At 73.4% G+C, this 21,804-nt stretch carries 18 protein-coding genes and 1 riboswitch; of the genes, 9 read left to right on the forward strand and 9 right to left on the reverse strand.

The genetic code is table 11. The features are described 5' to 3' along the window. Positions 1 to 172: 172 nt before the first annotated feature. The 5 genes from ACH4SE_RS02220 to hisC all read right to left on the reverse strand — a co-directional run bounded on the left by ACH4SE_RS02220 (position 173) and on the right by hisC (position 8,037). Positions 173 to 463 carry a DUF3303 family protein gene (locus tag ACH4SE_RS02220; protein ID WP_398541344.1) on the reverse strand — a complete coding sequence of 97 codons (291 nt, stop codon included), beginning with the start codon at positions 461 to 463 and terminating at the stop codon, positions 173 to 175. A 147-nt stretch (positions 464 to 610) separates the two neighbouring features. Next, complete coding sequence (gene cydD, locus ACH4SE_RS02225) at positions 611 to 4,201, reverse strand: thiol reductant ABC exporter subunit CydD (protein WP_398541345.1); 3,591 nt, start codon at positions 4,199 to 4,201, stop codon at positions 611 to 613. A gap of 43 nt (positions 4,202 to 4,244) precedes the next feature. After that, positions 4,245 to 5,276, reverse strand: coding sequence for a cytochrome d ubiquinol oxidase subunit II (gene cydB / locus ACH4SE_RS02230; protein WP_398541346.1), 1,032 nt, complete (start codon positions 5,274 to 5,276; stop codon positions 4,245 to 4,247). An 18-nt stretch (positions 5,277 to 5,294) separates the two neighbouring features. Continuing rightward, a complete protein-coding gene (locus tag ACH4SE_RS02235) occupies positions 5,295 to 6,818 on the reverse strand; it encodes a cytochrome ubiquinol oxidase subunit I (RefSeq protein WP_398541347.1) in 1,524 nt (507 codons plus the stop codon). A gap of 136 nt (positions 6,819 to 6,954) precedes the next feature. Continuing rightward, entirely contained in the window at positions 6,955 to 8,037 is a 1,083-nt protein-coding gene (hisC, locus tag ACH4SE_RS02240; RefSeq protein ID WP_398541348.1) for a histidinol-phosphate transaminase, read from the reverse strand. Positions 8,038 to 8,497: 460 nt separating this feature from the next. Between hisC and ACH4SE_RS02245 the strand changes: the two genes are divergently transcribed. The 4 genes from ACH4SE_RS02245 to ACH4SE_RS02260 all read left to right on the forward strand — a co-directional run bounded on the left by ACH4SE_RS02245 (position 8,498) and on the right by ACH4SE_RS02260 (position 12,879). Then, positions 8,498 to 9,604, forward strand: coding sequence for a LacI family DNA-binding transcriptional regulator (locus tag ACH4SE_RS02245; RefSeq protein WP_398541349.1), 1,107 nt, complete (start codon positions 8,498 to 8,500; stop codon positions 9,602 to 9,604). A 268-nt stretch (positions 9,605 to 9,872) separates the two neighbouring features. After that, positions 9,873 to 11,255 carry a metallophosphoesterase gene (locus ACH4SE_RS02250; protein ID WP_398541350.1) on the forward strand — a complete coding sequence of 461 codons (1,383 nt, stop codon included), beginning with the start codon at positions 9,873 to 9,875 and terminating at the stop codon, positions 11,253 to 11,255. Positions 11,256 to 11,500: 245 nt separating this feature from the next. Continuing rightward, entirely contained in the window at positions 11,501 to 12,394 is an 894-nt protein-coding gene (locus ACH4SE_RS02255) for a hypothetical protein (RefSeq protein WP_398541351.1), read from the forward strand. Between the two features lie 125 nt (positions 12,395 to 12,519). After that, the gene (locus ACH4SE_RS02260; RefSeq protein WP_398541352.1) at positions 12,520 to 12,879 is read left to right on the forward strand and encodes a hypothetical protein; all 360 of its coding nucleotides are present in this window, start codon (positions 12,520 to 12,522) and stop codon (positions 12,877 to 12,879) included. A gap of 47 nt (positions 12,880 to 12,926) precedes the next feature. On the opposite strand, the gene thiC is transcribed toward ACH4SE_RS02260, so the two are convergent. From thiC to ACH4SE_RS02275, 3 genes are all read right to left on the reverse strand, one after another. Continuing rightward, on the reverse strand, positions 12,927 to 14,696 hold the full coding sequence (gene thiC, locus ACH4SE_RS02265; protein WP_398541353.1) for a phosphomethylpyrimidine synthase ThiC: 1,770 nt from the start codon (positions 14,694 to 14,696) through the stop codon (positions 12,927 to 12,929). Next, a riboswitch (TPP riboswitch) is annotated at positions 14,689 to 14,842 on the reverse strand. Its footprint overlaps the gene before it by 8 nt. Positions 14,843 to 14,983: 141 nt before the next feature. Further along, positions 14,984 to 15,196, reverse strand: a complete 213-nt coding sequence (locus ACH4SE_RS02270) for a DUF5326 family protein (RefSeq protein ID WP_398541354.1) — start codon at positions 15,194 to 15,196, stop codon at positions 14,984 to 14,986. A gap of 133 nt (positions 15,197 to 15,329) precedes the next feature. Next, positions 15,330 to 15,647 (reverse strand): cupin domain-containing protein, encoded by a 318-nt coding sequence (locus tag ACH4SE_RS02275; RefSeq protein WP_398541355.1) that lies wholly within the window; start codon positions 15,645 to 15,647, stop codon positions 15,330 to 15,332. Between the two features lie 78 nt (positions 15,648 to 15,725). Here ACH4SE_RS02275 and ACH4SE_RS02280 point away from each other — a divergent pair, with 78 nt between their 5' ends. The 5 genes from ACH4SE_RS02280 (at position 15,726) to ACH4SE_RS02300 (ending at position 20,339) form a co-directional block, all read left to right on the forward strand. Continuing rightward, complete coding sequence (locus ACH4SE_RS02280) at positions 15,726 to 16,103, forward strand: phage holin family protein (RefSeq protein ID WP_398541356.1); 378 nt, start codon at positions 15,726 to 15,728, stop codon at positions 16,101 to 16,103. 95 nt (positions 16,104 to 16,198) lie between these two features. Continuing rightward, on the forward strand, positions 16,199 to 17,326 hold the full coding sequence (locus ACH4SE_RS02285; RefSeq protein ID WP_398541618.1) for a cystathionine gamma-lyase: 1,128 nt from the start codon (positions 16,199 to 16,201) through the stop codon (positions 17,324 to 17,326). Between the two features lie 157 nt (positions 17,327 to 17,483). Beyond that, entirely contained in the window at positions 17,484 to 17,990 is a 507-nt protein-coding gene (locus tag ACH4SE_RS02290; RefSeq protein WP_398541357.1) for an NUDIX domain-containing protein, read from the forward strand. A 112-nt stretch (positions 17,991 to 18,102) separates the two neighbouring features. Beyond that, positions 18,103 to 18,615, forward strand: coding sequence for a MarR family winged helix-turn-helix transcriptional regulator (locus tag ACH4SE_RS02295; RefSeq protein WP_398541358.1), 513 nt, complete (start codon positions 18,103 to 18,105; stop codon positions 18,613 to 18,615). Positions 18,616 to 18,752: 137 nt separating this feature from the next. Further along, positions 18,753 to 20,339, forward strand: a complete 1,587-nt coding sequence (locus ACH4SE_RS02300; RefSeq protein ID WP_398541359.1) for a DHA2 family efflux MFS transporter permease subunit — start codon at positions 18,753 to 18,755, stop codon at positions 20,337 to 20,339. Here ACH4SE_RS02300 and ACH4SE_RS02305 read toward each other — a convergent pair. After that, positions 20,278 to 21,744, reverse strand: coding sequence for a serine hydrolase domain-containing protein (locus ACH4SE_RS02305; protein WP_398541619.1), 1,467 nt, complete (start codon positions 21,742 to 21,744; stop codon positions 20,278 to 20,280). The two genes, ACH4SE_RS02300 and ACH4SE_RS02305, sit on opposite strands and share 62 nt — an antisense overlap. Positions 21,745 to 21,804: the final 60 nt, after the last annotated feature.

The following is a 21,804-nucleotide window of genomic DNA, read 5'->3' on the forward strand; positions in this document are numbered from 1 at the left end:
CGAGCACGGATTCGCCGGATCCGCACCCCGAGTTCGCCGATATTCAGACCAACGCCACCCGCCTGGCGCAATATGCGCCTGCCACGGCGGGTGGCGAGGATATTCGGGGCCGTTCCGGAGCTCTTACGGAGGTGTTTTACGAAAGGCCGGCCGAGGACGTCCGGAGCCGGGTTCAGCGGCCCAGGCCGGCCAGCCCGGTCTGCAGGTCGTCCATGGTCATCACGGGCCGCACGTCGACCTTCGCCCCGGCGTGGAAGAACGGTTCGAGCGCCGGCGGCATCTGGGAGCTGTCCTTCATGTCGAAGACCATGTAGCAGCACCGGTCTCCTTCGGCCGCCGTGAAATAGGCGGACTCCGGGCGCAGCGTCTCGGTCATCTCCTGCACCATCTTGGACATCGTGCCGTCGTCCACGGCGTGGTTCGCGGCCTCGGTGTCCATTCTGGCGGTGAGCAGCATCCGCATGGGAATTCACCCTTCCGGCAGCGCACGGCCGACGGTCTGCGCCCTGTGCGCGCACGGGAAACGGCGGCCGCACCCTCCCTTCCCCAGCGTCCTGCGGCCCGGTTGCCACGGCAACCGGGCCGCGGTGCGGCCGCCGCCCGCCGGCTGTCAGGCCGCGACGGGCAGCGGTGCCGCGGCCCCGGCCGCGGCCGCCGCGTCGGCGATCCGCTCGCGCTCCAGGGTGCGGCGGAAGGGGCCGTCCGCCGCCGCCAGCTCGCGGTAGGAGCCGCGCTGCACGACCCGGCCCGCGTCCAGCACCAGGATCTCGTCGACGGCTCCGCCCGCGAGCCCGGCGAGCCGGTGCGTGACGATCAGCGTCGTACGGTCGTGCGCCCGGGTCGCGTCCAGCAGATCGGCGGTCAGGGCGTCGGCGGTGGCGGTGTCCAGGTGTTCGGCGGGCTCGTCGAGCACCAGCACGGGGAAGCCCGCGAGCAGGGCGCGGGCCAGGGCCAGCCGCTGGCGCATGCCGCCGGACAGCCGGGCGCCGTGCTCACCGACGGGCGTGTCCAGGCCGAGGTCCAGGCGGGCCGCGGCCAGCGCGGACCGCAACGCGTCGTCCCCGGCGCCCGGCCTGGCCAGCCGCAGGTTCTCCCGGACCGTACTGTCGAACACGTGTGCGTCCTGTGCGCACAGCCCGACCAGGCGGCGTACGTCGTCGCCGTCGCAGTCGGCCGCGGGCACGCCGCCGAGGGTGTACGTACCGGACTCGGCGTCGAGGAAGCGCAGCAGCACATGCGCCAGCGTCGTCTTGCCCGCGCCCGAGGGGCCGACCACGGCCACCCGGCGGCCCGCGGTGAGGGTGAGGTCGACGCCGTCCAGCGCCGCGGCCCCGCGCCCGGGGTGGCGCGCGGTCAGGCCCTCGACCACCAGCGGGAAGGGCGACGCGGGGAGGGCGGCGGGACGGTCCGGCTCGCGGACCGGAAGCGGGGCGGCGAGGACGTCGTTCACCCGCTCGGCCGCACGGCGGCTGCGCTGCCGCTGCTGCGCCGCGAGCGGCATGCCGTTGACGGCCTCGAAGGCGGCGAGCGGCGCGAGCAGCAGCGCCGCGAGCGCCACCCCCGGGAGCTGGTGCGCCGCCACCGCGCGCACCCCGAGCCAGCCGCAGGCCGTCACGGTCAGTCCGCAGGCCAGTGTGGTCAGCCCCGCGCCCAGCGCGGTCACCGCGGCGGACCGGGAGACGACCGAGGTGAGGGTGCGGTCCGCGTCGGCGGCCTGCGCCCGGCGGCGGTCCAGTGCGCCGGCCACCGTCAGTTCCGCGGTGCCGGTGAAGAGGGCCAGGACCCGGGCCGACAGCTCCCCGCGGGCCGGGGCGAGCTTCGCCTCGGTGCGGCGGGCGGCGGCCCCTGCGAGCGCGGGCACCGCGACCCCGGCGAAGAGCAGCCCGGCGCCGACGGCGACTCCGGCGGCGGGCAGCAGCCAGCCGGCGAAGGCCGCGGAGGTCAGCACCACGAGCCCGGCGGTGATCGCGGGCTGGAGCCAGCGCAGGTAGTGGTCCTGGACGGCGTCCACGTCCGCGACCAGCCGCGACAGCAGATCGCCCCGCCGCCGCTCGCGCAGCCCCGCGGGCGCCAGCCGCTCCAGCCGCCGGTAGACGGCGACCCGCACGCCCGCCAGCGCCCGGAAGACGGCGTCGTGCGCGACCAGCCGCTCCCCGTAGCGGAAGGCGGCCCGCCCGATACCGAAGGCGCGGGTCGCGGTCACGGCCACCATCAGGTAGAGCACCGGCGGCTGCTGCGAGGCCCGGCTGATCAGCCACCCCGAGGTGGCCATCAGGCCCACCGAGGAGAGCAGCGCGAGCGCGCCCAACCCGCACGCGGCCGCGAACCGCCCGCGGAATCCGCGCGCCCGCGCCATCGGCAGCAGTCCGCGCCCCCGCGGCAGCAGCCCCGTCCCCTCGTCCCCGGGCTGCTCCTCGGCGCGGGTCCGGGTGCCGCCGCCGGGCGTCACCACGCCTCCCCCGGCGGCGTCGCGTACCGGCCGCCCCTCCGCGGTGCTTCCGCCGTCGGCCGCGGCCACCGCGGCCACGCCCTCCCGCGGCTCCTCGGCGAGCTCGCCGGCCGCCGTGCCCTCCGCGGGCTCCAGCGCCAGGACGCGGCCGGCCAGCGGCAGCAGCGCCGGACGGTGCGCCACGAGCACCGTCGTGCGTCCCCGCGTCAGCTCGCGCAGTGTCGCGATGAGTGCGGCCTCGGTGTCGCCGTCCAGATTCGCGGTGGGCTCGTCCAGCAGCAGCAGCGGACGGTCGGCGAGGAAGGCGCGGGCCAGGGCGAGGCGCTGGCGCTGCCCCGCGGACAGCCCTGCGCCGTCCTCTCCGATGACGTCGTCGGGACCGGCGAAGCCCAGCACGCCGGCCGCGGCGAGCGCGGCGTCCAGATCGGCGTCCCGCGCGTCGGGCCGCACGAGCCGCACGTTCTCCGCGACCGTGCCCGCGAAGAGGTGCGGCCGCTGCGGCACCCAGGCGATCTGCCGGTGCCAGGACGCGGGGTCGATCGCGCGCAGGTCGACGGCCGTGCCGTCCGCGGCCTCGACGGTGACGCGGCCCTGCGCCGCGGGGGCGAAGCCGAGCAGCGCGCTGAGCAGTGTGCTCTTGCCGACCCCGCTGGGCCCGGTGACGGCCAGCGTCTCGCCGGGCGCCAGGGTGAAGGACGTCGGGGCGAGCGATCCCTCCCTGCGTACGGCCAGGCCTTCGGCCCGTACGGTCGCGGTGCGCAGGTCGGGCGCCGGGGCGGTGCCGGGGCGGGTGGCGGGCTCGGTCTCCAGCACCTCGAAGACCTGCTCGGCGGCGGCCAGCCCCTCCGCGGCCGCGTGGTACTGCGCCCCGACCTGCCGCAGCGGCAGATACGCCTCGGGCGCGAGGATCAGCACCAGCAGCCCGGTGCGCAGCGACAGCTCGCCGTGCACCAGCCGCATGCCGATGTCCACGGCGACGAGCGCGACCGAGATCGTCGCGAGCAGCTCCAGCACGAAGGACGACAGGAACGCGATCCGCAGCGTCCGCAGTGTGGCCTTGCGGTAGTCGCCGGTGATGGCGCGGATGTTCTCGGCCTGCGCCTTGGCGCGTCCGAAGACCTTGAGTGTCGGCAGTCCGGCGACCACGTCGAGGAAGTGCCCGGAGAGCCTGCCGAGCAGCCGCCACTGGCGGTCCATCCGGTCCCGGGTGGCCCAGCCGACGAGCACCATGAACAGCGGGATCAGCGGCAGCGTCAGCACGATGGTGAGCGCCGAGATCCAGTCCGCGAGCAGGATCCTGGCCAGCACCACCGCGGGCACCACCGCGGCGAGCCCGAGCTGCGGCAGGTAGCGGGCGAAGTAGTCGTCCAGCGCGTCGATACCGCGGGTCGCCAGCGTGGTCAGCTCACCGCTGCGCCGCCCGGTCAGCCACGCCGGTCCCAGCGCGGTGGCCTTCTCCAGCAGGCGTCCCCGCAGCTGCGAGGTGACCGCGGCCCCCGAGCGGTGGGCGCACAGCTCCGTCAGCCACGCCACCAGGGCCCGCCCCACCGACACGGCCGCCAGCCACAGCAGGTCGCCGCCCAGCCGGCCGGTCCCCTCGCCGTGCTGGAAACCGCCGACCACCAGGTCCGCGAGCAGCGTCGCCTGCGCGACGACGAGCCCGGCGCCCACGAGTCCCAGCGCCACCGTGCCCGCCAGGAAGACCCGGGTGGTGCGGGCGTACCGCAGAAGTCGCGGATCGACCGGTGTCACGTGGAACACCCCCTGACGTCGCGAATGTGTTTCACGTGGAACATCACCGCGCTCCCTCCGCCGGAACGCTCGCCGGCTTCACCCCGGCTATGTGCTGCGTCCCTATGCGCTTGCGGAACACCCAGTACGTCCAGCCCTGGTAGAGCAGCACGAGCGGGGTCGCCACGGCCGCGCACCAGGTCATGATCCGCAGTGTGTACGGGGTCGCCGAGGCGTTGCTCACCGTCAGATTCCAGGCACTGTCCAGCGACGACGGCATCACGTCCGGGAAGAGGCCCAGGAAGAGCAGTGCGACGGTCGCCGCGATCGTCACGCCCGAGAAGGCGAAGGACCAGCCCTCGCGCCCCGCGGCGTTCGCGCCCAGCGCGAGCAGCAGCGCCACGGCGGCCACGACGAGTGCGACCAGGCTGCGCCCGTTGCCGCTCGCGGCCTGCGTCCAGATCAGGAAGGCCAGCGCCGGCGGCACCGCGAGGGCTCCCACCCGGGTGGCGAAGGCCCGCGCCCGCTCCCGTATCGGGCCGACGGTCTTGAGCGACACGAACACCGCGCCGTGGAAGGTGAAGAGCACCAGCGTCACCAGTCCGCCCAGCAGGGCGTATCCGCCCAGCAGGTCCCAGAAGCCGCCCACGTACTCCTTGTGCGCGTCGATCTTCACGCCGTGGACGATGTTGGCGAACGCGACGCCCCACAGCACGGCGGGCACCAGCGAGGTCCAGAAGATGGCGTGCTCCCAGTTGCGCTGCCAGCGCTCGCCGTCCCGCTTGGCGCGGTACTCGAAGGCGACCCCGCGCACGATCAGGCACACCAGGATGATCAGCAGCGGCAGGTAGAAGCCTGAGAAGAGCGTCGCGTACCAGTCGGGGAAGGCCGCGAAGGTCGCACCGCCCGCCGTGAGCAGCCACACCTCGTTGCCGTCCCAGACCGGGCCGATCGTGTTGATGAGCACGCGCCGCTCGGCGCGGTCCCTCGCCAGCAGCTTGGTGAGCACCCCGACGCCGAAGTCGAAGCCCTCCAGGAAGAAGTAGCCGGTCCACAGAACGGCGATCGTCGCGAACCAGACATCGTGCAGTTGCATGGTCTTTCCTCCTGCCGCTCAGTACGAGAAGGCCATCGGACGGTCGGCGTCCTCGGCGTCGCCGCCGGGACCGTCGCCGCCGATACGGGTGGGGGACCGGAGGTCGTCGTCGGTCAGCTCCGGGGGGCCCGCCTTGACGTACTTCACGAGCAGCCCGACCTCGACGACGGCGAGGATTCCGTACAGGGCGGTGAAGACGATCAGCGAGGTCAGCACCTGGCCGGTGCTCACGCCGGGGGAGACGGCGTCGCGGGTGCGCAGCACGCCGTAGACGACCCACGGCTGGCGGCCGGTCTCGGTGAAGATCCAGCCCCACGAGTTGGCGAGCAGCGGGAAGCCCATGGTCAGCAGGGCCAGCCGCCAGTACCAGCGGGACAGCCCCGGGCCGAGGCGGGTCGAGCGGGTGAGCATCAGGTGCGGCACCTCGTCCGGCCCGGTGCGGTGCTCGGGTGCCACCCACATCCGGCGCCGGGTGAGCCAGAGCCCGGCGGCGCCGACGCCGATCGAGACGACGCCGAAGCCGATCATCCAGCGGAAGCCCCAGTAGGCGACGGGGATGTTCGGCCGGTAGTCGCCCGGGCCGTACTTGTGCTGCTCGGACTTCTCCACGTCGTTGATGCCTCCGACGTAGGAGCCGAAGTCGTCGGTGGCCAGGAAGGAGAGCAGGTTGGGGACGTCGATCGCGACCTCGTTGTGGCCCTTGTTCACGTCACCGACGGCGAAGATCGAGAAGGGTGCGCCGTGCTCGCCGTCCCACAGCGCCTCCGCGGCGGCCATCTTCATGGGCTGCTGCTTGAACATCACCTTGCCGAGCTGGTCGCCGCTGATCGCGGTGAGCGCCCCGGCCACCACGGCCACGACGAGCGCGAGCCGCAGCGAGGAGCGCATCACGGCGATGTGCCGCTTGCGCGCCAGGTGGTAGGCGGCGATGCCGATCATGAAGGCGGCGCCGGTGAGGAAGGCCGCGGAGATGGTGTGGAAGAACTGGGCGAGCGCGGTGTTCTGCGTCAGCACGGCCCAGAAGTCGGTCAGCTCGGCCCGCTTGGTCACCGGGTTGTAGCGGTAGCCGACCGGGTGCTGCATCCAGGAGTTGGCGGCCAGGATGAAGTACGCCGACAGGATCGTGCCGAGCGACACCATCCATATGCAGGCCAGATGGATCTTCTTCGGCAGCTTGTCCCAGCCGAAGATCCACAGGCCGATGAAGGTCGACTCGAAGAAGAACGCGATGAGCGCCTCGAAGGCCAGCGGGGCGCCGAAGATGTCGCCGACGAAGCGCGAGTAGTCCGACCAGTTCATACCGAACTGGAACTCCTGGACGATGCCCGTCACCACGCCCATGGCGATGTTGATCAGGAAGAGCTTGCCCCAGAACTTGGTGGCCCGGAGGTACTTCTCCTTGGACGTCCGCACCCAGGCGGTCTGCAGTCCCGCGGTCAGCGCGGACAGCGAGATCGTCAGGGGAACGAACAGGAAGTGGTAGACCGTCGTGATGCCGAACTGCCACCTGGCGACGTTCAGTGGCTCCAGTGCGAGCTGCACGATACGTCTCCTTTTGCGTCGCGCTTGTGAACGTGAACTCATTCACAAGCAGTATCGCGCACATGCGTTCGCCCCCTGCCACCGGGGGGTGGTCAGGGGGCGAAAGAGCAGGTCAGAGGCCGTTCAGCGGCGGCGGTCACAGCTCCTTGCGGAAGTCGGCCGCGGCGCGCAGCAGCAGATCGTTGGCCTCGGTCTCGCCGATGGTGATCCGGACGCCCTCGCCCGCGAACGGCCGGACGGTCGCCCCGGCACGTTCGCACACCGCCGCGAAGTCCGAGGTGCGCTCCCCCAGCCGCAGCCAGACGAAGTTGGCCTGCGTGTCCGGCACCGTCCAGCCCTGCGCCGTCAGCTCGGCGACCACCCGGGACCGCTCGGTGACCAGCCCCGCGACGCGCTCCAGCAGCGCGGGCTCGGCGCGCAGGCTCGCGACCGCCGCGTCCTGCGCGAGCTGGCTCACCCCGAACGGCACCGCCGTCTTGCGCAGCGCCTCCGCGACGGGCTCGTGGGCGATCGCGAAGCCCACCCGCAGCCCGGCGAGGCCGTAGGCCTTGGAGAACGTACGCAGCACCGCGACATTGGGCCGGTCCCGGTAGACGTCGACGCCGTCCGGCACCTCCGGGTCGGTCATGAACTCCCGGTAGGCCTCGTCCAGGACGACGAGCACATCGCCCGGCACCCGGTCCAGGAACCGCTCCAGCTCGGCGCGGCGCACCGCGGTGCCGGTCGGGTTGTTCGGGTTGCAGACGAAGATCAGCCGGGTCCGGTCGGTGACGGCGTCGGCCATCGCGTCCAGGTCGTGCCGCTCCGCGGCGTCCAGCGGCACCTGCACCGCCCGCGCCCCGCTGATCTGCGTGACGATCGGATAAGCCTCGAAGGACCGCCACGCGTAGATGACCTCGTCGCCCGGTCCCGACGTCGCCTGGAGCAGCTGCTGCGCCACACCCACCGAGCCGGTTCCCGTCGCCACGTGCGCGGCCGGCACCCCGAAGCGCTCGGCCAGCTCCGCGGTCAGCCGCGAGCAGGCCAGGTCGGGGTAGCGGTTGAAGGACGCCGCGGCGGCCGTCGCCGCCTCCAGGACGCCGGGCAGCGGCGGATACGGGTTCTCGTTCGAGGACAGCTTGAAGGCGGGCGCGCCTTCGGCCGCCGCCGGCGGGCGTCCCGGCTTGTAGGTCGGGATACCGTCCAGTTCCGCGCGCAGCTTGGGGGTCTCGGGGCTCATGGCCACACCCTACGAGGGCGGCGCGGCACTGTGGAGTGCGGTACGTCACCCCGCCGCGCGACCCCCGGCCGCGGGCCACGTGTCACCGGTGCCGGCCGCGGGGTGGCGCGGCGGGCCTGGCGTGCGGTCCGGCGCGACATCGGCGCGGGGTGGTGCGCGGGGGCCGGGACGCCACCCCGGCCTCGGCGTGCCGGCAGGTGCGTCAGGAGCGTGCGCGGCACCGTGCTCCGGTGGCGCGCGGGGTGGCGCGCATCCCCCGAAGGAGTGAGTTGCCGCTCCGGCTTCCGCTGGACCAATGGCCGATGGAAGCGCGCCCGCGTGCCCTTATCCCGCCAACTCCCCGTCTGCCGCCTGCATATTCCACCTCGCATAACGGTTTCGATCATGGAGAAACCTTTCTTCTCCGTCCCTGCCGGGAAGGCCGCCGGACGGACCAACGCCGCCCTACTATCGGCACGCCATGACAGCAGCAGGTAATCACCAGGCGAGCCGGTCCGTCGGACGCCGGCTGGAGCGGGCGGGGATCAGGGACGTCGCCGCAGCGGCCGGCGTCTCGATCACGACCGTCTCCGACGCGCTCAACGGCAAGGGCCGACTGCCCGACGCCACCCGCCGCCATGTCCGCGAGGTCGCCGACCGGCTGGGCTACCGCCCGTCCGCCGCCGCCCGCACCCTGCGCACCGGCAGGTCGGGCCTGATCGGGCTGACGGTGACGACATACGGCGAAGAACCGTTCACCTTCACCGAGTTCGCGTACTTCGCGGAGATGGCCCGGGCCGCCACCTCCGCCGCGCTCGCCCGCGGCTACGCCCTCGTCATCCTGCCCGCGTCCTCACGGCACGACGTGTGGGGCAACGTGGCGCTGGACGGCACGGTCGTCGTCGACCCCTCCGACCAGGACCCGGTGGTCACCGAACTCGTCCGGCAGGGCGTGCCGGTGGTCAGCGACGGCCGCCCTGCGGGCAGCCTGCCGGTGCACGCGTGGGTCGACAACGACCACGAGGAGGCCGTCCTCGGCATCCTCGACCACCTCGCCGCCGCGGGCGCCCGCCGCATCGGCCTGCTCACCGGCACCAGCACCGACACGTACACCCGACTCTCGACGACCGCCTACCTGGAGTGGTGCGAACGCGTCGGCCAGGAACCGGTCTACGAGGCCTACCCCGCGCACGACCCCTGTGCCGGCTCGGTCGCCGCCGACCGGTTACTCGCGCGCCCGGACCGCCCCGACGCGGTCTACGGGCTCTTCGACCCCAACGGCACCGACCTGCTCGCCGCCGCCCGCCGCTACGGCCTGCGGGTGCCCGACGACCTGCTGCTCGTCTGCTGCAGCGAGAGCACCGGCTACGCGGCCACCGAACCGCCCATCACCACGCTGTCGCTCAAACCGCGCCGGATCGGCACCGCCGTCGTCCAGCTGCTCATCGACGCCATCGAGGGAGTGGGCCCCCCGCACCCGGTGCAGCAGGTGATGCCCACCGAACTCATCGTCCGCACCTCGTCGCAACGGCGTCCGCACCGCGCCACCGTCAGCCCCCCGCGCGGCCCGAGCCAGGGGGAGGGCTGACCGCCGCCCCCCGGGAGCGGCGGTACGGCCGGGCCCTGACGCAGGGCCTTTCACGCGCCCGCTCGCGGGTTCTTCCGGATTCCCTCGCGGCCCCCGCACGGGGGGGCCGCGGACGGCGCCCGGACATCCTTCGCCAAGGCTTGGCATTCCCATGGGGACTACGCGGCGTTTTGTCTGTACCCTGCGAAAACCAGCTGCCCGGGTATGTCACAACGCGACAGCGTCATTCCTATGATGGGCGGATGGCGGCGCGAGCGTGGAGGGGTCGATGACTCAGGGGGCAGGTCAGGGGGCCGAGCCCGGGACCGCGGAAGGCTGGCGTCCCGAGCCCGGATTCGAGCGCGCGGCAGGCTACGAGCACGCGGCGGGCGGCCTTGCCTCCCCGGCGTACGAGCGGGCCGCGGAGCGTGGGCCGAGCCGCGCGACGGGCTTCGGCGGCGGTCGTGAGCCCGTCCCCGGGACGCACCCCGGGCCGCCCCGCGAGCAGACCGCCCGCTACGAGCCCTCCGGCGGTTTCGGCCCCGCACCCGCCGCGTACCGGCCCTCCGCCGGCTTCGAGCACGAACCCGCCACCGGCTACGGCCACGAGCACGCCCCCCACGGCTACCCGGCGCCCGCCTCCGTCCCGCCGTCCCCCGTCCCGTCCGCCTCGTTCGACGGCGCGCCGCCCGCACCCCCGCACGCCCCCGCGGTGCCGGCCCCGCCCCGGCCGTACGAGCCCACCCAGCGCGACGCCCCGCTCGTCCCCGCCGAGTACACGCCCACCGCCCACGACCTGCCCGTCATCGCCGAGCCCGCGGAAGCCGCCGACGACCGGCCCGAGCGCCCCGGCCCCCTCTACGTCGTGGGCGACGTGCACGGCTACCTCGACGAGCTGCTCGCCGCACTGCGCGAACGCGGCCTGGTCGACGAGTCGGGCCACTGGTCGGCGGGCAACGCCCGGCTGTGGTTCCTCGGCGACTTCACCGACCGCGGCCCGGACGGCATCGGCGTCATCGAGCTGGTCATGCAGCTGTCCGCGGAAGCCGCCGCGGCCGGCGGCTACTGCCGCGCCCTCATGGGCAATCACGAGCTGCTGCTGCTGGGCGCCCACCGCTTCGGCGACCAGCCGGTCAACTCCACCGGCGGCACCGCCTCCTTCCTCGCCGCCTGGCGCCTCAACGGCGGCCAGCCCTCCGACATGGAGCGCCTGGAGGACCGGCATCTGACGTGGATCTCCCGGCTGGACGCCGCCCACCTCACCGACGGCCACCTGCTGCTGCACTCCGACACCACCGCGTACCTGGACTACGGCAGCAGCATCGAGGAGATGAACGACGCCGTCACCGGAGTGCTGCAGCGCAACGACGCCGACGAGTGCTGGGACCTCTTCCGCAAGTTCACCAAGCGCTTCGCCTTCCGGGGCGACGGCGGTGCGGACGCGGCCCGCGAACTGCTCGGCGTCTACGGCGGACAGCGGGTCGTGCACGGCCACAGCCCGATCCCCTACCTGCTCGGCGAGGCCGGCGGCGAGGGTCAGCAGGACGGCGAGGAGCACGGGCACCAGGTGAGCGGGCCGATGATCTACGCCGACAGCCTCGCGGTCGCGATGGACGGCGGCGTGACGATGGACGGCCGGCTGCTGGTCGCCCAACTCCCGCTCATCGGATAACCGTTCCGTCCGGGGATCCCAGGCTCCGGTCCTCCCTGCCGGAGCCCCGTTGCTCCCGCTCGTCCCTTGCCGGAACCCGGCCGTCGCATTTTCTGCTTGTTTCGCGGTTGCACCCTGTCACGCTCTCACCTCCCCGCTCTACCATCGCCTTATCCGTAGGCACACCGCTCTCCGCGCATCCGGCCGGCCGAGCCCGTTCCGTCACCGGAACACCGGCCTCGCACGAGGAGTCGGAGCATCGGGGGATGCACATGACCACCGCTCCACACCTGCTCAACGAAGACCGCCCCGACTTCGAGCACGTACTGGACCGGGCCCTGCGCATCGTCCTCGACCAGGACGGCACGGAGGGCCCGCGGGGTACGGGACGAACCGGCGGCGGCACGGCGGAGGCGGACGCCGGCCCGGACGAGGCCGGCAGTCCGCTGAACGCCGAGCAGCTGCGTACGCTCGCGCTCGCCGCGGCGGACCGGATATGCGCGCGCGCCGCCGCCGAGTACGACGACTACCGCGCCCTGCGCGCCGACGCGCGCACCGACGCCCGCGAGGCGGCCCGCGCGCGGGAGAGCCGGTCCTTCGGCTACGCGGCCATGGGCGTCGCGGAAGGGGCGGGGTCGGGCGCCGGGCTGCTGGCCGTGATCGCCGTCCTCACACCGCTGCTCGCGGGGGCGGCGGCGCTGATCTTCCTGCTCATCGGCTACGCGATGTCCGCCGTGGACCCGCAGCCGGCCATCGCCTCCCCGCTGCGCACCGCCGGCTGGTTCTTCGCCGCGGTCACCGCGGCCTCGGTCCTGCTGGGGGCGATAGGACTGCTGGTGACGGCGCTGCGGGACGGCTCCACCGCCATCCACGACTCCACCGAGGGCATGCCGCCCGAGGTGCTCGCCGCGCGCCACGCCTGGCAGGAGGCACTGCTCGCGCGCGGGATGCTGCCCTTCCTGACGGACGCCCTGAGCGACCCCGCCGCGGCCGGCACCGCACCCGCCCCCGCGCCGACGCTGCGCCGCACCCCGCGGCTCGGCTACTCCCGGCCCGACTTCGGCGCCCCGCAGGAGTCGCCGCCGCGTACGGCGCCGCGCTTCAGCAGCCCGGAATTCACCAGCCCCGACTTCGGCGGCCCCGAGCACACCCCGGAATGAGCCGCGGCCGGTCCGGGTGCCCGGGCCGGACCCCCGGTTGGCCCGTCCCGGCTCGCGGGCCGCGTCCGGCGGCGTTTGACTCGTGCCGTACCTGATCAGGCGGGATGGTCAGACGGGAGAAGTCCATGCGCGTCCGCCGTACGCTCGCCGCCCTGTGCGCGATCGCCCCGCTGGTGTGGGCGGCCACCGGCTGCTCGGACTCGTCGGGCGGTCAGGTCATCGGCACGCGCGGCCTGACCTTCCGGCAGTCCGTCCAGGACCCGGTGCACGACAAGTGCCACTCCTTCGCGCCGAGCGGGGTGGACCGGGTCAGCAACAACACCGGCATCGACATCGTCCTGCACAAGGGCCTCAACTGCACCGACCCGCCCGGCCGGCCCAGCTCCTACCTGGCCACGTCGCTGTCGGCGACCACGGTCCTCCAGCTCGGCCTGTGGCGCAGCTTCTCCACCGTCGGCTGGCCGCCCCCGGTACCCGCCGCCTGACGGTCGCGGGGACGGACCGCGACCGGCCCGCCCCCGCGACCACCGCGTCAGTCGGCCAGTGGCAGGTAGACGCGGTTGCCCGCGGCGGCGAATTCGGCGGACTTCGCCGCCATGCCGGCCGCGATCTCGGCCTCGCCCGGGTCCCCGGCCGCCGCGGGGGCGGCCTCGCCGTGCGCCTTGCGGATGTCGTGCGAGATGCGCATCGAGCAGAACTTCGGCCCGCACATCGAGCAGAAGTGCGCGGTCTTGGCCGGTTCCGCGGGCAGCGTCTCGTCGTGGAAGGCGCGGGCGGTGTCCGGGTCGAGGGCCAGGTTGAACTGGTCCTCCCAGCGGAATTCGAAACGGGCGTCGGACAGCGCGTCGTCCCAGGCCTGCGCGCCCGGGTGGCCCTTGGCGAGGTCGGCGGCGTGCGCGGCGATCTTGTAGGTGATCACACCGGTCTTGACGTCGTCGCGGTCGGGCAGGCCCAGGTGCTCCTTGGGCGTGACGTAGCAGAGCATCGCGGTGCCCCACCACGCGATCATCGCGGCGCCGATGCCCGAGGTGATGTGGTCGTAGGCGGGTGCGATGTCGGTGGTGAGCGGGCCGAGGGTGTAGAAGGGCGCGCCGTCGCAGATCTCCTGCTGGAGGTCGATGTTCTCCTTGATCTTGTGCATCGGGACGTGGCCCGGGCCCTCGATCATCGTCTGCACCTGGTGGCGGCGGGCGACGGTGTTGAGTTCGCCGAGGGTGCGCAGCTCGGCGAACTGCGCCTCGTCGTTGGCGTCGGCAATGGAGCCGGGGCGCAGGCCGTCGCCGAGCGAGTAGGTGACGTCGTAGGCGGCGAGGATCTCGCACAGCTCGTCGAAGTGCGTGTAGAGGAAGTTCTCCTGGTGGTGCGCCAGGCACCACGCGGCCATGATCGAGCCGCCGCGCGAGACGATGCCCGTCTTGCGGCGCGCGGTGAGCGGCACGTAGCGCAGCAGCACACCGGCGTGCACGGTCATGTAGTCGACACCCTGCTCGGCCTGCTCGATGACGGTGTCCTTGTAGATCTCCCAGGTCAGCTCCTCGGCGCGGCCGTCGACCTTCTCCAGGGCCTGGTAGAGCGGCACGGTGCCGATGGGCACGGGGGAGTTGCGCAGCACCCACTCGCGGGTGGTGTGGATGTTGCGGCCGGTGGACAGGTCCATGACCGTGTCGGCGCCCCAGCGCGTCGCCCAGGTCATCTTCTCGACCTCCTCCTCGATCGAGGAGGTGACGGCGGAGTTGCCGATGTTGGCGTTGACCTTCACCAGGAAGCTCTTGCCGATGATCATCGGCTCGATCTCCGGGTGGTTGACGTTGGCGGGCAGCACCGCCCGCCCGGCGGCGATCTCGTCGCGTACGGTCTGCGGCGGGACGTTCTCGCGCAGCGCCACGAACTCCATCTCGGGGGTGATCTCCCCGCGCCGCGCGTACGCGAGCTGGGTGACCGGCTGCCCGGGGCGGCCGCGCCGGGGGAGCCGGGGGCGGCCGGGGAAGACCGCGTCGAGATTGCGCAGGCCGCCGCCGGGGGCGGCCTTGCGTCCGTCGTCCTCGGGCCGGGCCGGGCGGCCCGGGTATTCCTCGGTGTCCCCGCGGGCGGCGATCCACTCGTCCCGGAGCGGTTCGAGGCCGCGCCGGACGTCGGTGTCCGCGGCGGGGTCGGTGTACGGGCCGGACGTGTCGTACAGCGTCACGTCGTCCCCGGTGGTCAGGTGCACCCGGCGGACCGGGACGCGTACGTCGGGCCGCGGCCCGGTGACGTAGTCCTTGTGCCAGCCGATGGCGTGCGTGCGTGATTCCTGCGTGGTCATGAGACCTACTCCCTACGCCGGCATTACCCGGTAACAGGTTCGGCGGTCGGCGCAGCGACGGCGTGGCGACGGCGTACTCGCGTACGCCCGCGCCCGCTCCTCAGCGCCCTCTCAGCCCGGTGCTCCGAGCTCCCGCGTGTGCAAAAGGCAGCCCTAACGGTAGCGGCCGCGCCCGCCACCGGACCAGGGGGCCGCGGCTCCGCCCCGCGCACACAGCCGCCGCCGGTGGCGGGGCCACCGGCGGCGGAGGGTGTGGGCGGGAGGGGCGGGATGCGGGACGGCGGCCGTCACCAGTCGCGCTTGGACGACCCGCCGGACGTGAAGCGCTTGACGACCAGCACCAGGGCACCCACGAGGACCAGGAACACGATGACCTTGAACAGCAGCCCGATGACGAAACTCACGAGGGCCGCGACGAGGGAGCCGAAGATCACCAGCGCGATGACCGGGACCGCGACCCACTTGACCCACCACGGCAGGCCCTTCAGCAGCTTGTCCATGACGCCTTGACTCTCCTTCGTCCCCTCTGCGGGTCCGGTCCTTCCGGCAGACCGTCCGCCGGTACTTCGACTGTAGGGCCACAGCCACCCGGTGTGGGGCTCCCGGAGACCGGATCCGACCCTGACCGCACCCTTAGGGCTCGGGCGGGGAGAAGACCACCATGACCCTGAGGTCCTCGGTGATGTGGTGGAAGCGGTGCGGGGTGCCGGCCGGGACGAAGGCGACACTGCCGCGCGCGACGGTCGTGGTCTCGTCACCCACCGTGAGCGCCGCGCGCCCGCTCACGACGAGGTAGATCTCGTCCTGGGCGTGCGGCGCCTGCGGGTCGGTCTCTCCCGCGCGCAGCGCGTACAACCCGGCGGACATCGAGCGCTCCTTGAGAAAGCGCAGGTAGGCACCCTGATTCGCGGCCCGTTCCGCGTCGAGGTCGTCCAGCCGGAACACCTTCATCGCCACTCCTCCGCTGCGGTCGGGCTACGGTTTCGCCCAGTCTCTTGCCCTGACGATTGAGTCTGCGACGATCACACCATGAAGAATTTCATCGTCAAAACGCTGGCGAACGCCGCAGCGCTGGGCGTCGCCACGTGGGTGATAGACGACATCACCCTCACGGGTGGCTCGAACGCCCGCAAGGCCCTCAGCCTGATACTCGTCGCCCTCGTCTTCGGCGTCGTGAACTGGCTGGTCAAGCCGGTGGTCAAGGTGCTGTCCTTCCCGCTGTTCATCCTCACGCTGGGGCTGATCACGCTGGTCGTGAACGCCCTGATGCTGCTGCTGACGTCGTGGCTCGCGGGCAAGCTGGACCTGGACTTCCATGTGCACGGTTTCTGGACCGCGATCGTCGGCGGCCTGATCGTCAGCGTCGTGTCCTGGGCCCTGCACGTCGTCCTCCCGGACGACGAGTGACGGCCGAGCCGGGGGGCACGGGTTCTTCAGGGTCTGGTTCTTCAGGGTCTTCGGGGTCCTCCGGGCCTTCGGAGGCGGGGTCCTCGGGGGCGGACCTGACGGGTGCGGGGGACAGCACGCGCAGCGTGCACGCGGGGCGGCCGCCGGCCACGGCGTACGAGCCGTCGCTGCCCGGACCGGTCTTCGTGTCGCACTACCACCTGCCCGGTGAGCCCACCGGGCCGTACGTCTACGGGCGCGACGACAACCCGACGTGGGAGCGGCTGGAGGCGGCGATCTCCGAGCTGGAGGCGCCGGGCGACCCGCTGACCGGCACCGCGGTCTTCGCATCGGGCATGGCGGCCGTCGCCGCGGTGCTGCTGTCGCAGGTCAAGGCCGGGCAGACGGTGCTGCTGCCGTCCGACAGCTACCAGACGACGCGCGCGCTGCGCGAGCGCCTGGAATCGTACGGGGTCGCCGTCCGGCTCGCGCCGACCGCGGGCGACGCGCAGCTGGCCGCGCTGGACGGGGTGTCGCTGGTGTGGCTGGAGACGCCCTCCAACCCGGGACTCGACGTGTGCGACATCCGCCGCCTCGCGGACGCCGCGCACGCCGCGGGCGCGCTGGTCGCCGTCGACAACACGCTGGCGACGCCGCTCGGGCAGCGGCCGCTCTCCCTCGGCGCCGACTTCTCGGTGGCCAGCGGCACCAAGGCGCTCAGCGGGCACGGCGACCTGCTGCTGGGGTACGTCAGCACGCGTGACGCGGGGCTGGCGGCGAGCGTGCGCTACTGGCGCAAGACGGTCGGCGCGATCCCCGGGCCGATGGAGGCATGGCTCGCGCACCGCTCGATCGCGACGTTCGCGCTGCGCGTGGACAAGCAGTCCGCGAACGCCCTGGCTCTGGCCACGGCCCTGCTCGAACGCCCGGAGGTGGCCGATCTGCGGCACCCGGCGCTGCCGTCCGACCCCGCGCACGCGGTCGCCGCCCGGCAGATGCGCCGCTTCGGCAGCGTGGTGTCCTTCACCCTGCCCGACCGGGCGCACGCCGAACGCTTCCTGGCCGCCCTGCGGATGACGTCGGAGGCCACGAGCTTCGGCAGCATCCAGAGCACCGCCGAGCGCCGCGCGCGCTGGGGCGGCGACGCGGTGCCGCCCGGCTTCGTCCGCTTCTCGGTCGGGATCGAGGACGCCGAGGACATCGTGGCCGACGTGCTGCGTGCGCTGGACGAGGCGGCGGCCTGACGGGACGCGGCCCGCGGGGCCCGTAACGGCCGGCCGCGGCCCGTCCCGACGGCGGAGCCGGCCGCGCCCGGCGGTGGGCGCGCGCACGGCCGGCCCGCGCTCCGATTCCCGGCGGTGCGCACGTTTGCCCCGCTTCCCGCCGCGGCAGATGACTGGCATGCCTCCGGATACGCACCCCAGCCCCGCGACCACCCGTCCGGTGGTCAAACGCACCGCCCGCGCCCTGCTGCTGGACGGCGACCGGCTTGTGCTGATCAAGCGCACCAAGCCCGGTATCGCTCCCTACTGGGTCACCCCGGGCGGCGGCGTGGAGGACGACGACGCGAGCGTCGTCGCCGCCCTGCACCGCGAGGTCGACGAGGAGCTGGGGGCGAAGGTCACCGACGTGGTGCCGGCCTTCGTCGACACCGTCGAGCACATCGCCGAGGACGGGTCGCACGGCGTGAAGGTGCAGTTCTTCTTCGCCTGCCGCCTGGAGTCGATGGATCTGTCCCTGCGGCACGGGCCCGAGGTGGACGACCCGTGCGGCGAGTACGAGGTGGTGCGGGTGCCCTTCAGCCGGCTGGGCATCGCCTCGGTCGACATCGTGCCGCTGACGCTGCGGCACTATCTGGACGCGAACATCGAGGGCGTGCTCGGCCTGCTCGGCCCCGAGCTCCGCTGAGCCGGTCCTCCACCGCGGGGCGCCCCCGCGGACCCGGAGACACCGCGGACCGCCCACATAGGTCCGCTACGGGATCGTCCCGTAGCGGACCTATTTTGCTACGCTCGACGGCATGACCTCCCCACCACCCGCCGCCGCGCCGCCCGGCGGCGCCCTCGGCGCCACCACGGACGTCTCCTTCCTGCTCCAGCACACCGCCCACGTGCTCACCACACGGATGACGGCAGCCCTCGCCGAGATCGGCATGTCGCCGCGCGAGCACTGCGTCCTCGCGCACGCCGCCCAGCAGGACCGCACCCAGGCGCAGATCGCCGAGCTGTCCGACCTGGACAAGACGACGATGGTCGTCACCGCCGACTCCCTGGAGAAGGCCGGGCTCGCCGAGCGCGTCCCGTCGCCGACCGACCGCCGGGCGCGGATCATCCGCGTCACGGAGAGCGGCGCGGAGGTGGTGCGCAAGGGGCAGGCGATCGTCGACCGGGTGCACCAGGAGGTGCTGGACGCCCTGGCGGAGCCGGAGCGTGCCGTCTTCGTCGCCGCGCTGAGCGGGCTGGCGACCGGGCTGCTCGCGGAACCGGTGGAGTGCCCGGAGGTGGTGCGCCGGCCGCGGCAGTCGCGCAAGTAGCCGCCCGCGTGCGCCGGTTGCCGGCGCCGGAGCGGCCCGATGGCCCTGCCCAAAGCTGAGTCCGTAAGAGATAGTCCCGAACAAAACTTTCTGCTACGGTCGGTCCTGGCACTCCCACCGCGCCAGGAGGCGACCCCATGCCACTGTCTTCCCGATCCCGCAGCGCCGCCCTCGGCGTCCTCAGCGCGGGCACGCTGATGATCATCCTGGACGGCACGATCGTGACCGTCGCGCTGCCGTCCATCCAGCACGACCTGGGCTTCTCCCAGTCCGCACTGGCCTGGGTGGTGAACGCCTACCTGATCGCCTTCGGCGGCCTGCTGCTGCTGTCCGGACGGCTCGGCGACCTGCTCGGCCGCCGCCGCATCCTGGTCGCCGGGCTCACCGCCTTCACGGCGGCCTCGCTCGCGTGCGGCCTCGCCGACTCCGCCGGCCTGCTGATCGCCGCCCGCTTCGTCCAGGGCGCGGCGGGCGCGATGGTCTCCGCGGTCAGCCTCGGCATGGTCATCACCCTCTACCCCGACGCGCGCGGCCGCGGCCGGGCGATGGGCGTCTACAGCTTCGTGCAGTCCGCGGGCGGCGTGGCCGGACTGCTGGCCGGCGGCGTGCTCACGCAGATCGCCGACTGGCACTGGATCTTCATCGTCAACCTGCCGATCGGCGCCGCCGCCGCCCTCCTCAGCCTGCGGCTGCTGCCCGACGACCGGCCCGGGGCGGCCGCCGCCGCATCCGCCACCGCCCGGCTGCGCGGGGTCGACGCCCCCGGAGCGCTGCTGGTCACCGCCGCGCTGATGCTCGGCGTCTACACCATCGTCGGCACCACCGACCGCGGCTGGTCCTCCGCGTCCACCGCCGGCCTCGGCGTCCTCTCGCTCGTGCTGCTGGCGGCCTTCCTGATCCGGCAGGCCAGGGCGGCCGAGCCGCTGATGCCGCTGCGGATCTTCCGCTCCCGCCAGGTGACCGGCGCCAACATCGTCCAGGCCCTCGTGGTGGCGGGCGGCTTCGGCTTCCAGTTCACCGTCACGCTCTACCTCCAGAAGGTGCAGGGCTACGACCCGCTGGAGATCGGGCTGGCCATCGCGCCCACCGGGGTGGTCATCGGCGTGATGTCGCTCGTGCTCTCGGCACGGCTCGGCGCGCGCTTCGGCGAGCGCGCGGTCCTGCTGCCCAGCCTCGTGCTCTTCGCGCTCGGCTTCCTGCTGCTGACCCGGCTGCCCGCGGGGCACGCGAGCTACGCCGTCGACGTGCTTCCGGCGACGCTGGTCTTCGGCATCGCCTTCGGGCTCGCGATGCCCGCGCTGATGACGCTCGGCATGGCCGACGCCACTCCCGCCGACTCCGGCCTGATCTCCGGCGTCTTCAACACCGCCCAGCAGATCGGCGGCGCGCTGGGCCTCGCGGTGCTGGCCGCGCTCTCCACCGCCCGCACCGACCGGCTCGCCGACGCCGGGCACCCGCTGCGGAGCGCCCTGACCAGCGGCTACCACCTGGCCTTCCTGGTCGCGGCGGGGCTGCTCGCCGCGGCCGCCGCCGCGGCGGCGGTACTGCTGCGTGCATCGGACCGCCACGGGGTGCTCGCCGCGGCGAGCCGGCCGGACGCGGGGAGCCCCGCGGCCGGCGACTCGCCGGTGGGCGGGGCCCAGGACGCCCGGCCTGCCGCGGTCAGCTCCAGCCCGGGAAGCCGCCAGGCACCGGAGCGGACGGATCGTACGGCTCGCGCGTGAAGACGAACGACCCGATGTCCAGATGGCTGAGCGAGCCGTCCTCCCGCCGCACCGGCCGCAGCGTCTCGCCCGCGTAGTACCCCTCGCGTCCGGTCCAGGTGCCGCCCGCCCCGGTATGTTCCACGTGGAACCTCGAGGCGCGGCCCTGGCCGGTCAGCGGGGCGAGGCTCAGCCCGCCCTCCGCGTCGACCCGCAGCACGTAGGCGCTGGTGCCCCAGTACCAGGGGCCGGCCAGCTCCAGCAGCTCCGGCGGGAGGGCGTCGGCCGGACGCCAGGCCCGTGGGAGGCCGGGCTCCGCGTCGGCGGTGATCGCCAGCAGATCCGCGGCGATGGCTCCGACCTGCGGCCCCGAGGTGGCGTTGGCCAGCGCGATCGCGCCGACGCCCTCCTCGGGGCTCACCCACACCGTCGCCAGGAAACCGGGCATCGAACCGGTGTGGCCGGCCAGGCTGCGCTTCCCGTACCGCCCGAGCTGGAGGCCCAGGCCGTAGCCCGAGCCCGGCTCCTCGGGGGGCCCGGCGGGCCTCCGCATCTCCTCCAGCGTCGCCGCGCCGAGCACCCCGTTCCGCCCGGCGAGCAGGAACGCCGCCCAGCGCCCCAGCTCCTCCGCGGTCGACCACAGCTGACCGGCCGGCCCCATCCGCCCGGTGTCCTGTACGGCCTCGGGCCGCATCACGTCCGCCCACGGGTGGACGGCGAAGCCCCCCGCAGCCGGATCCTGCGGGAGCAGCGTCGTCCGCCGCATCCCCAGCGGCTCCAGCACCTCCGCGCGCAGTGCCTCGTACCAGTGCGTCCCGCGCAGCCGCTCCACGAGAGCGCCGAGCAGCGCGAAGCCGGGGTTGGAGTAGTGGTAGCGGCGGCCCGCGGGGTGCTTGACGGGATCGATGCCCAGCACGTCGGCGAGTTCGGGCCGCAGATCACCGGGCGTGCGCTCCCACCAGGGGCCGGGGGTCTCCGCGGCGATCCCCGAGGTGTGGCTGAGCAGTTGCCCGACCGTCAGGCGCCCGGCCGCCCGCAGCCCCGCCGCGTCGAGCCCTGCGGCCGCACCGGTACCGTCCTCCGCGGCAGGATCCGCGGTCTCCGGGAGGTGGCGGGCCAGCGGGTCGCCCAGGTCGAGCAGACCCTCGTCCCGCAGCCGCATCACCAGCACCGCGACGAAGGACTTGGTGATCGAGCCGATGCGGTACTGGGTGTCGGCGTCCGGTGCGTGCCCCTCGATCATGCTGCGCGCGCCGCACCAGACCAGCGCCCCGTCCCGTACCACCGCGCCGACCAGCGACGGGGCCCGCCCGTCGCGCTGGCCCACCGCCACCCGGTGCAGCAGCGCCCGCCGGGTGGACGGCAGCAGTTCCGCCGCCGCGCTCCCCTGGTCGCCGCCCGACCGTCCTCCGGATCCGGCTTCCACCGTCACCCGCCCACGTCCTTCCGTCACCGAACCGAACCGCACTCGCCGTGCCTGCACTGC

Origin of the sequence: Streptomyces sp. NPDC020983, assembly GCF_044333485.1 — a bacterium.
Lineage (GTDB): Bacteria > Actinomycetota > Actinomycetes > Streptomycetales > Streptomycetaceae > Actinacidiphila.

Bases quoted from the DNA above. Each gene is read 5' to 3' on its own strand.
- ACH4SE_RS02270 (WP_398541354.1), bottom strand. From the start codon at position 15,196: ATGGACAAGCTGCTGAAGGGCCTGCCGTGGTGGGTCAAGTGGGTCGCG.
- thiC (WP_398541353.1), bottom strand. From the start codon at position 14,696: ATGACCACGCAGGAATCACGCACGCACGCCATCGGCTGGCACAAGGAC.
- ACH4SE_RS02260 (WP_398541352.1), top strand. From the start codon at position 12,520: ATGCGCGTCCGCCGTACGCTCGCCGCCCTGTGCGCGATCGCCCCGCTG.
- ACH4SE_RS02245 (WP_398541349.1), top strand. From the start codon at position 8,498: ATGACAGCAGCAGGTAATCACCAGGCGAGCCGGTCCGTCGGACGCCGG.
- hisC (WP_398541348.1), bottom strand. From the start codon at position 8,037: ATGAGCCCCGAGACCCCCAAGCTGCGCGCGGAACTGGACGGTATCCCG.
- ACH4SE_RS02220 (WP_398541344.1), bottom strand. From the start codon at position 463: ATGCGGATGCTGCTCACCGCCAGAATGGACACCGAGGCCGCGAACCAC.
- ACH4SE_RS02275 (WP_398541355.1), bottom strand. From the start codon at position 15,647: ATGAAGGTGTTCCGGCTGGACGACCTCGACGCGGAACGGGCCGCGAAT.
- ACH4SE_RS02250 (WP_398541350.1), top strand. From the start codon at position 9,873: ATGACTCAGGGGGCAGGTCAGGGGGCCGAGCCCGGGACCGCGGAAGGC.
- ACH4SE_RS02290 (WP_398541357.1), top strand. From the start codon at position 17,484: ATGCCTCCGGATACGCACCCCAGCCCCGCGACCACCCGTCCGGTGGTC.
- ACH4SE_RS02300 (WP_398541359.1), top strand. From the start codon at position 18,753: ATGCCACTGTCTTCCCGATCCCGCAGCGCCGCCCTCGGCGTCCTCAGC.
- ACH4SE_RS02255 (WP_398541351.1), top strand. From the start codon at position 11,501: ATGCACATGACCACCGCTCCACACCTGCTCAACGAAGACCGCCCCGAC.
- ACH4SE_RS02280 (WP_398541356.1), top strand. From the start codon at position 15,726: ATGAAGAATTTCATCGTCAAAACGCTGGCGAACGCCGCAGCGCTGGGC.
- cydB (WP_398541346.1), bottom strand. From the start codon at position 5,276: ATGCAACTGCACGATGTCTGGTTCGCGACGATCGCCGTTCTGTGGACC.
- ACH4SE_RS02295 (WP_398541358.1), top strand. From the start codon at position 18,103: ATGACCTCCCCACCACCCGCCGCCGCGCCGCCCGGCGGCGCCCTCGGC.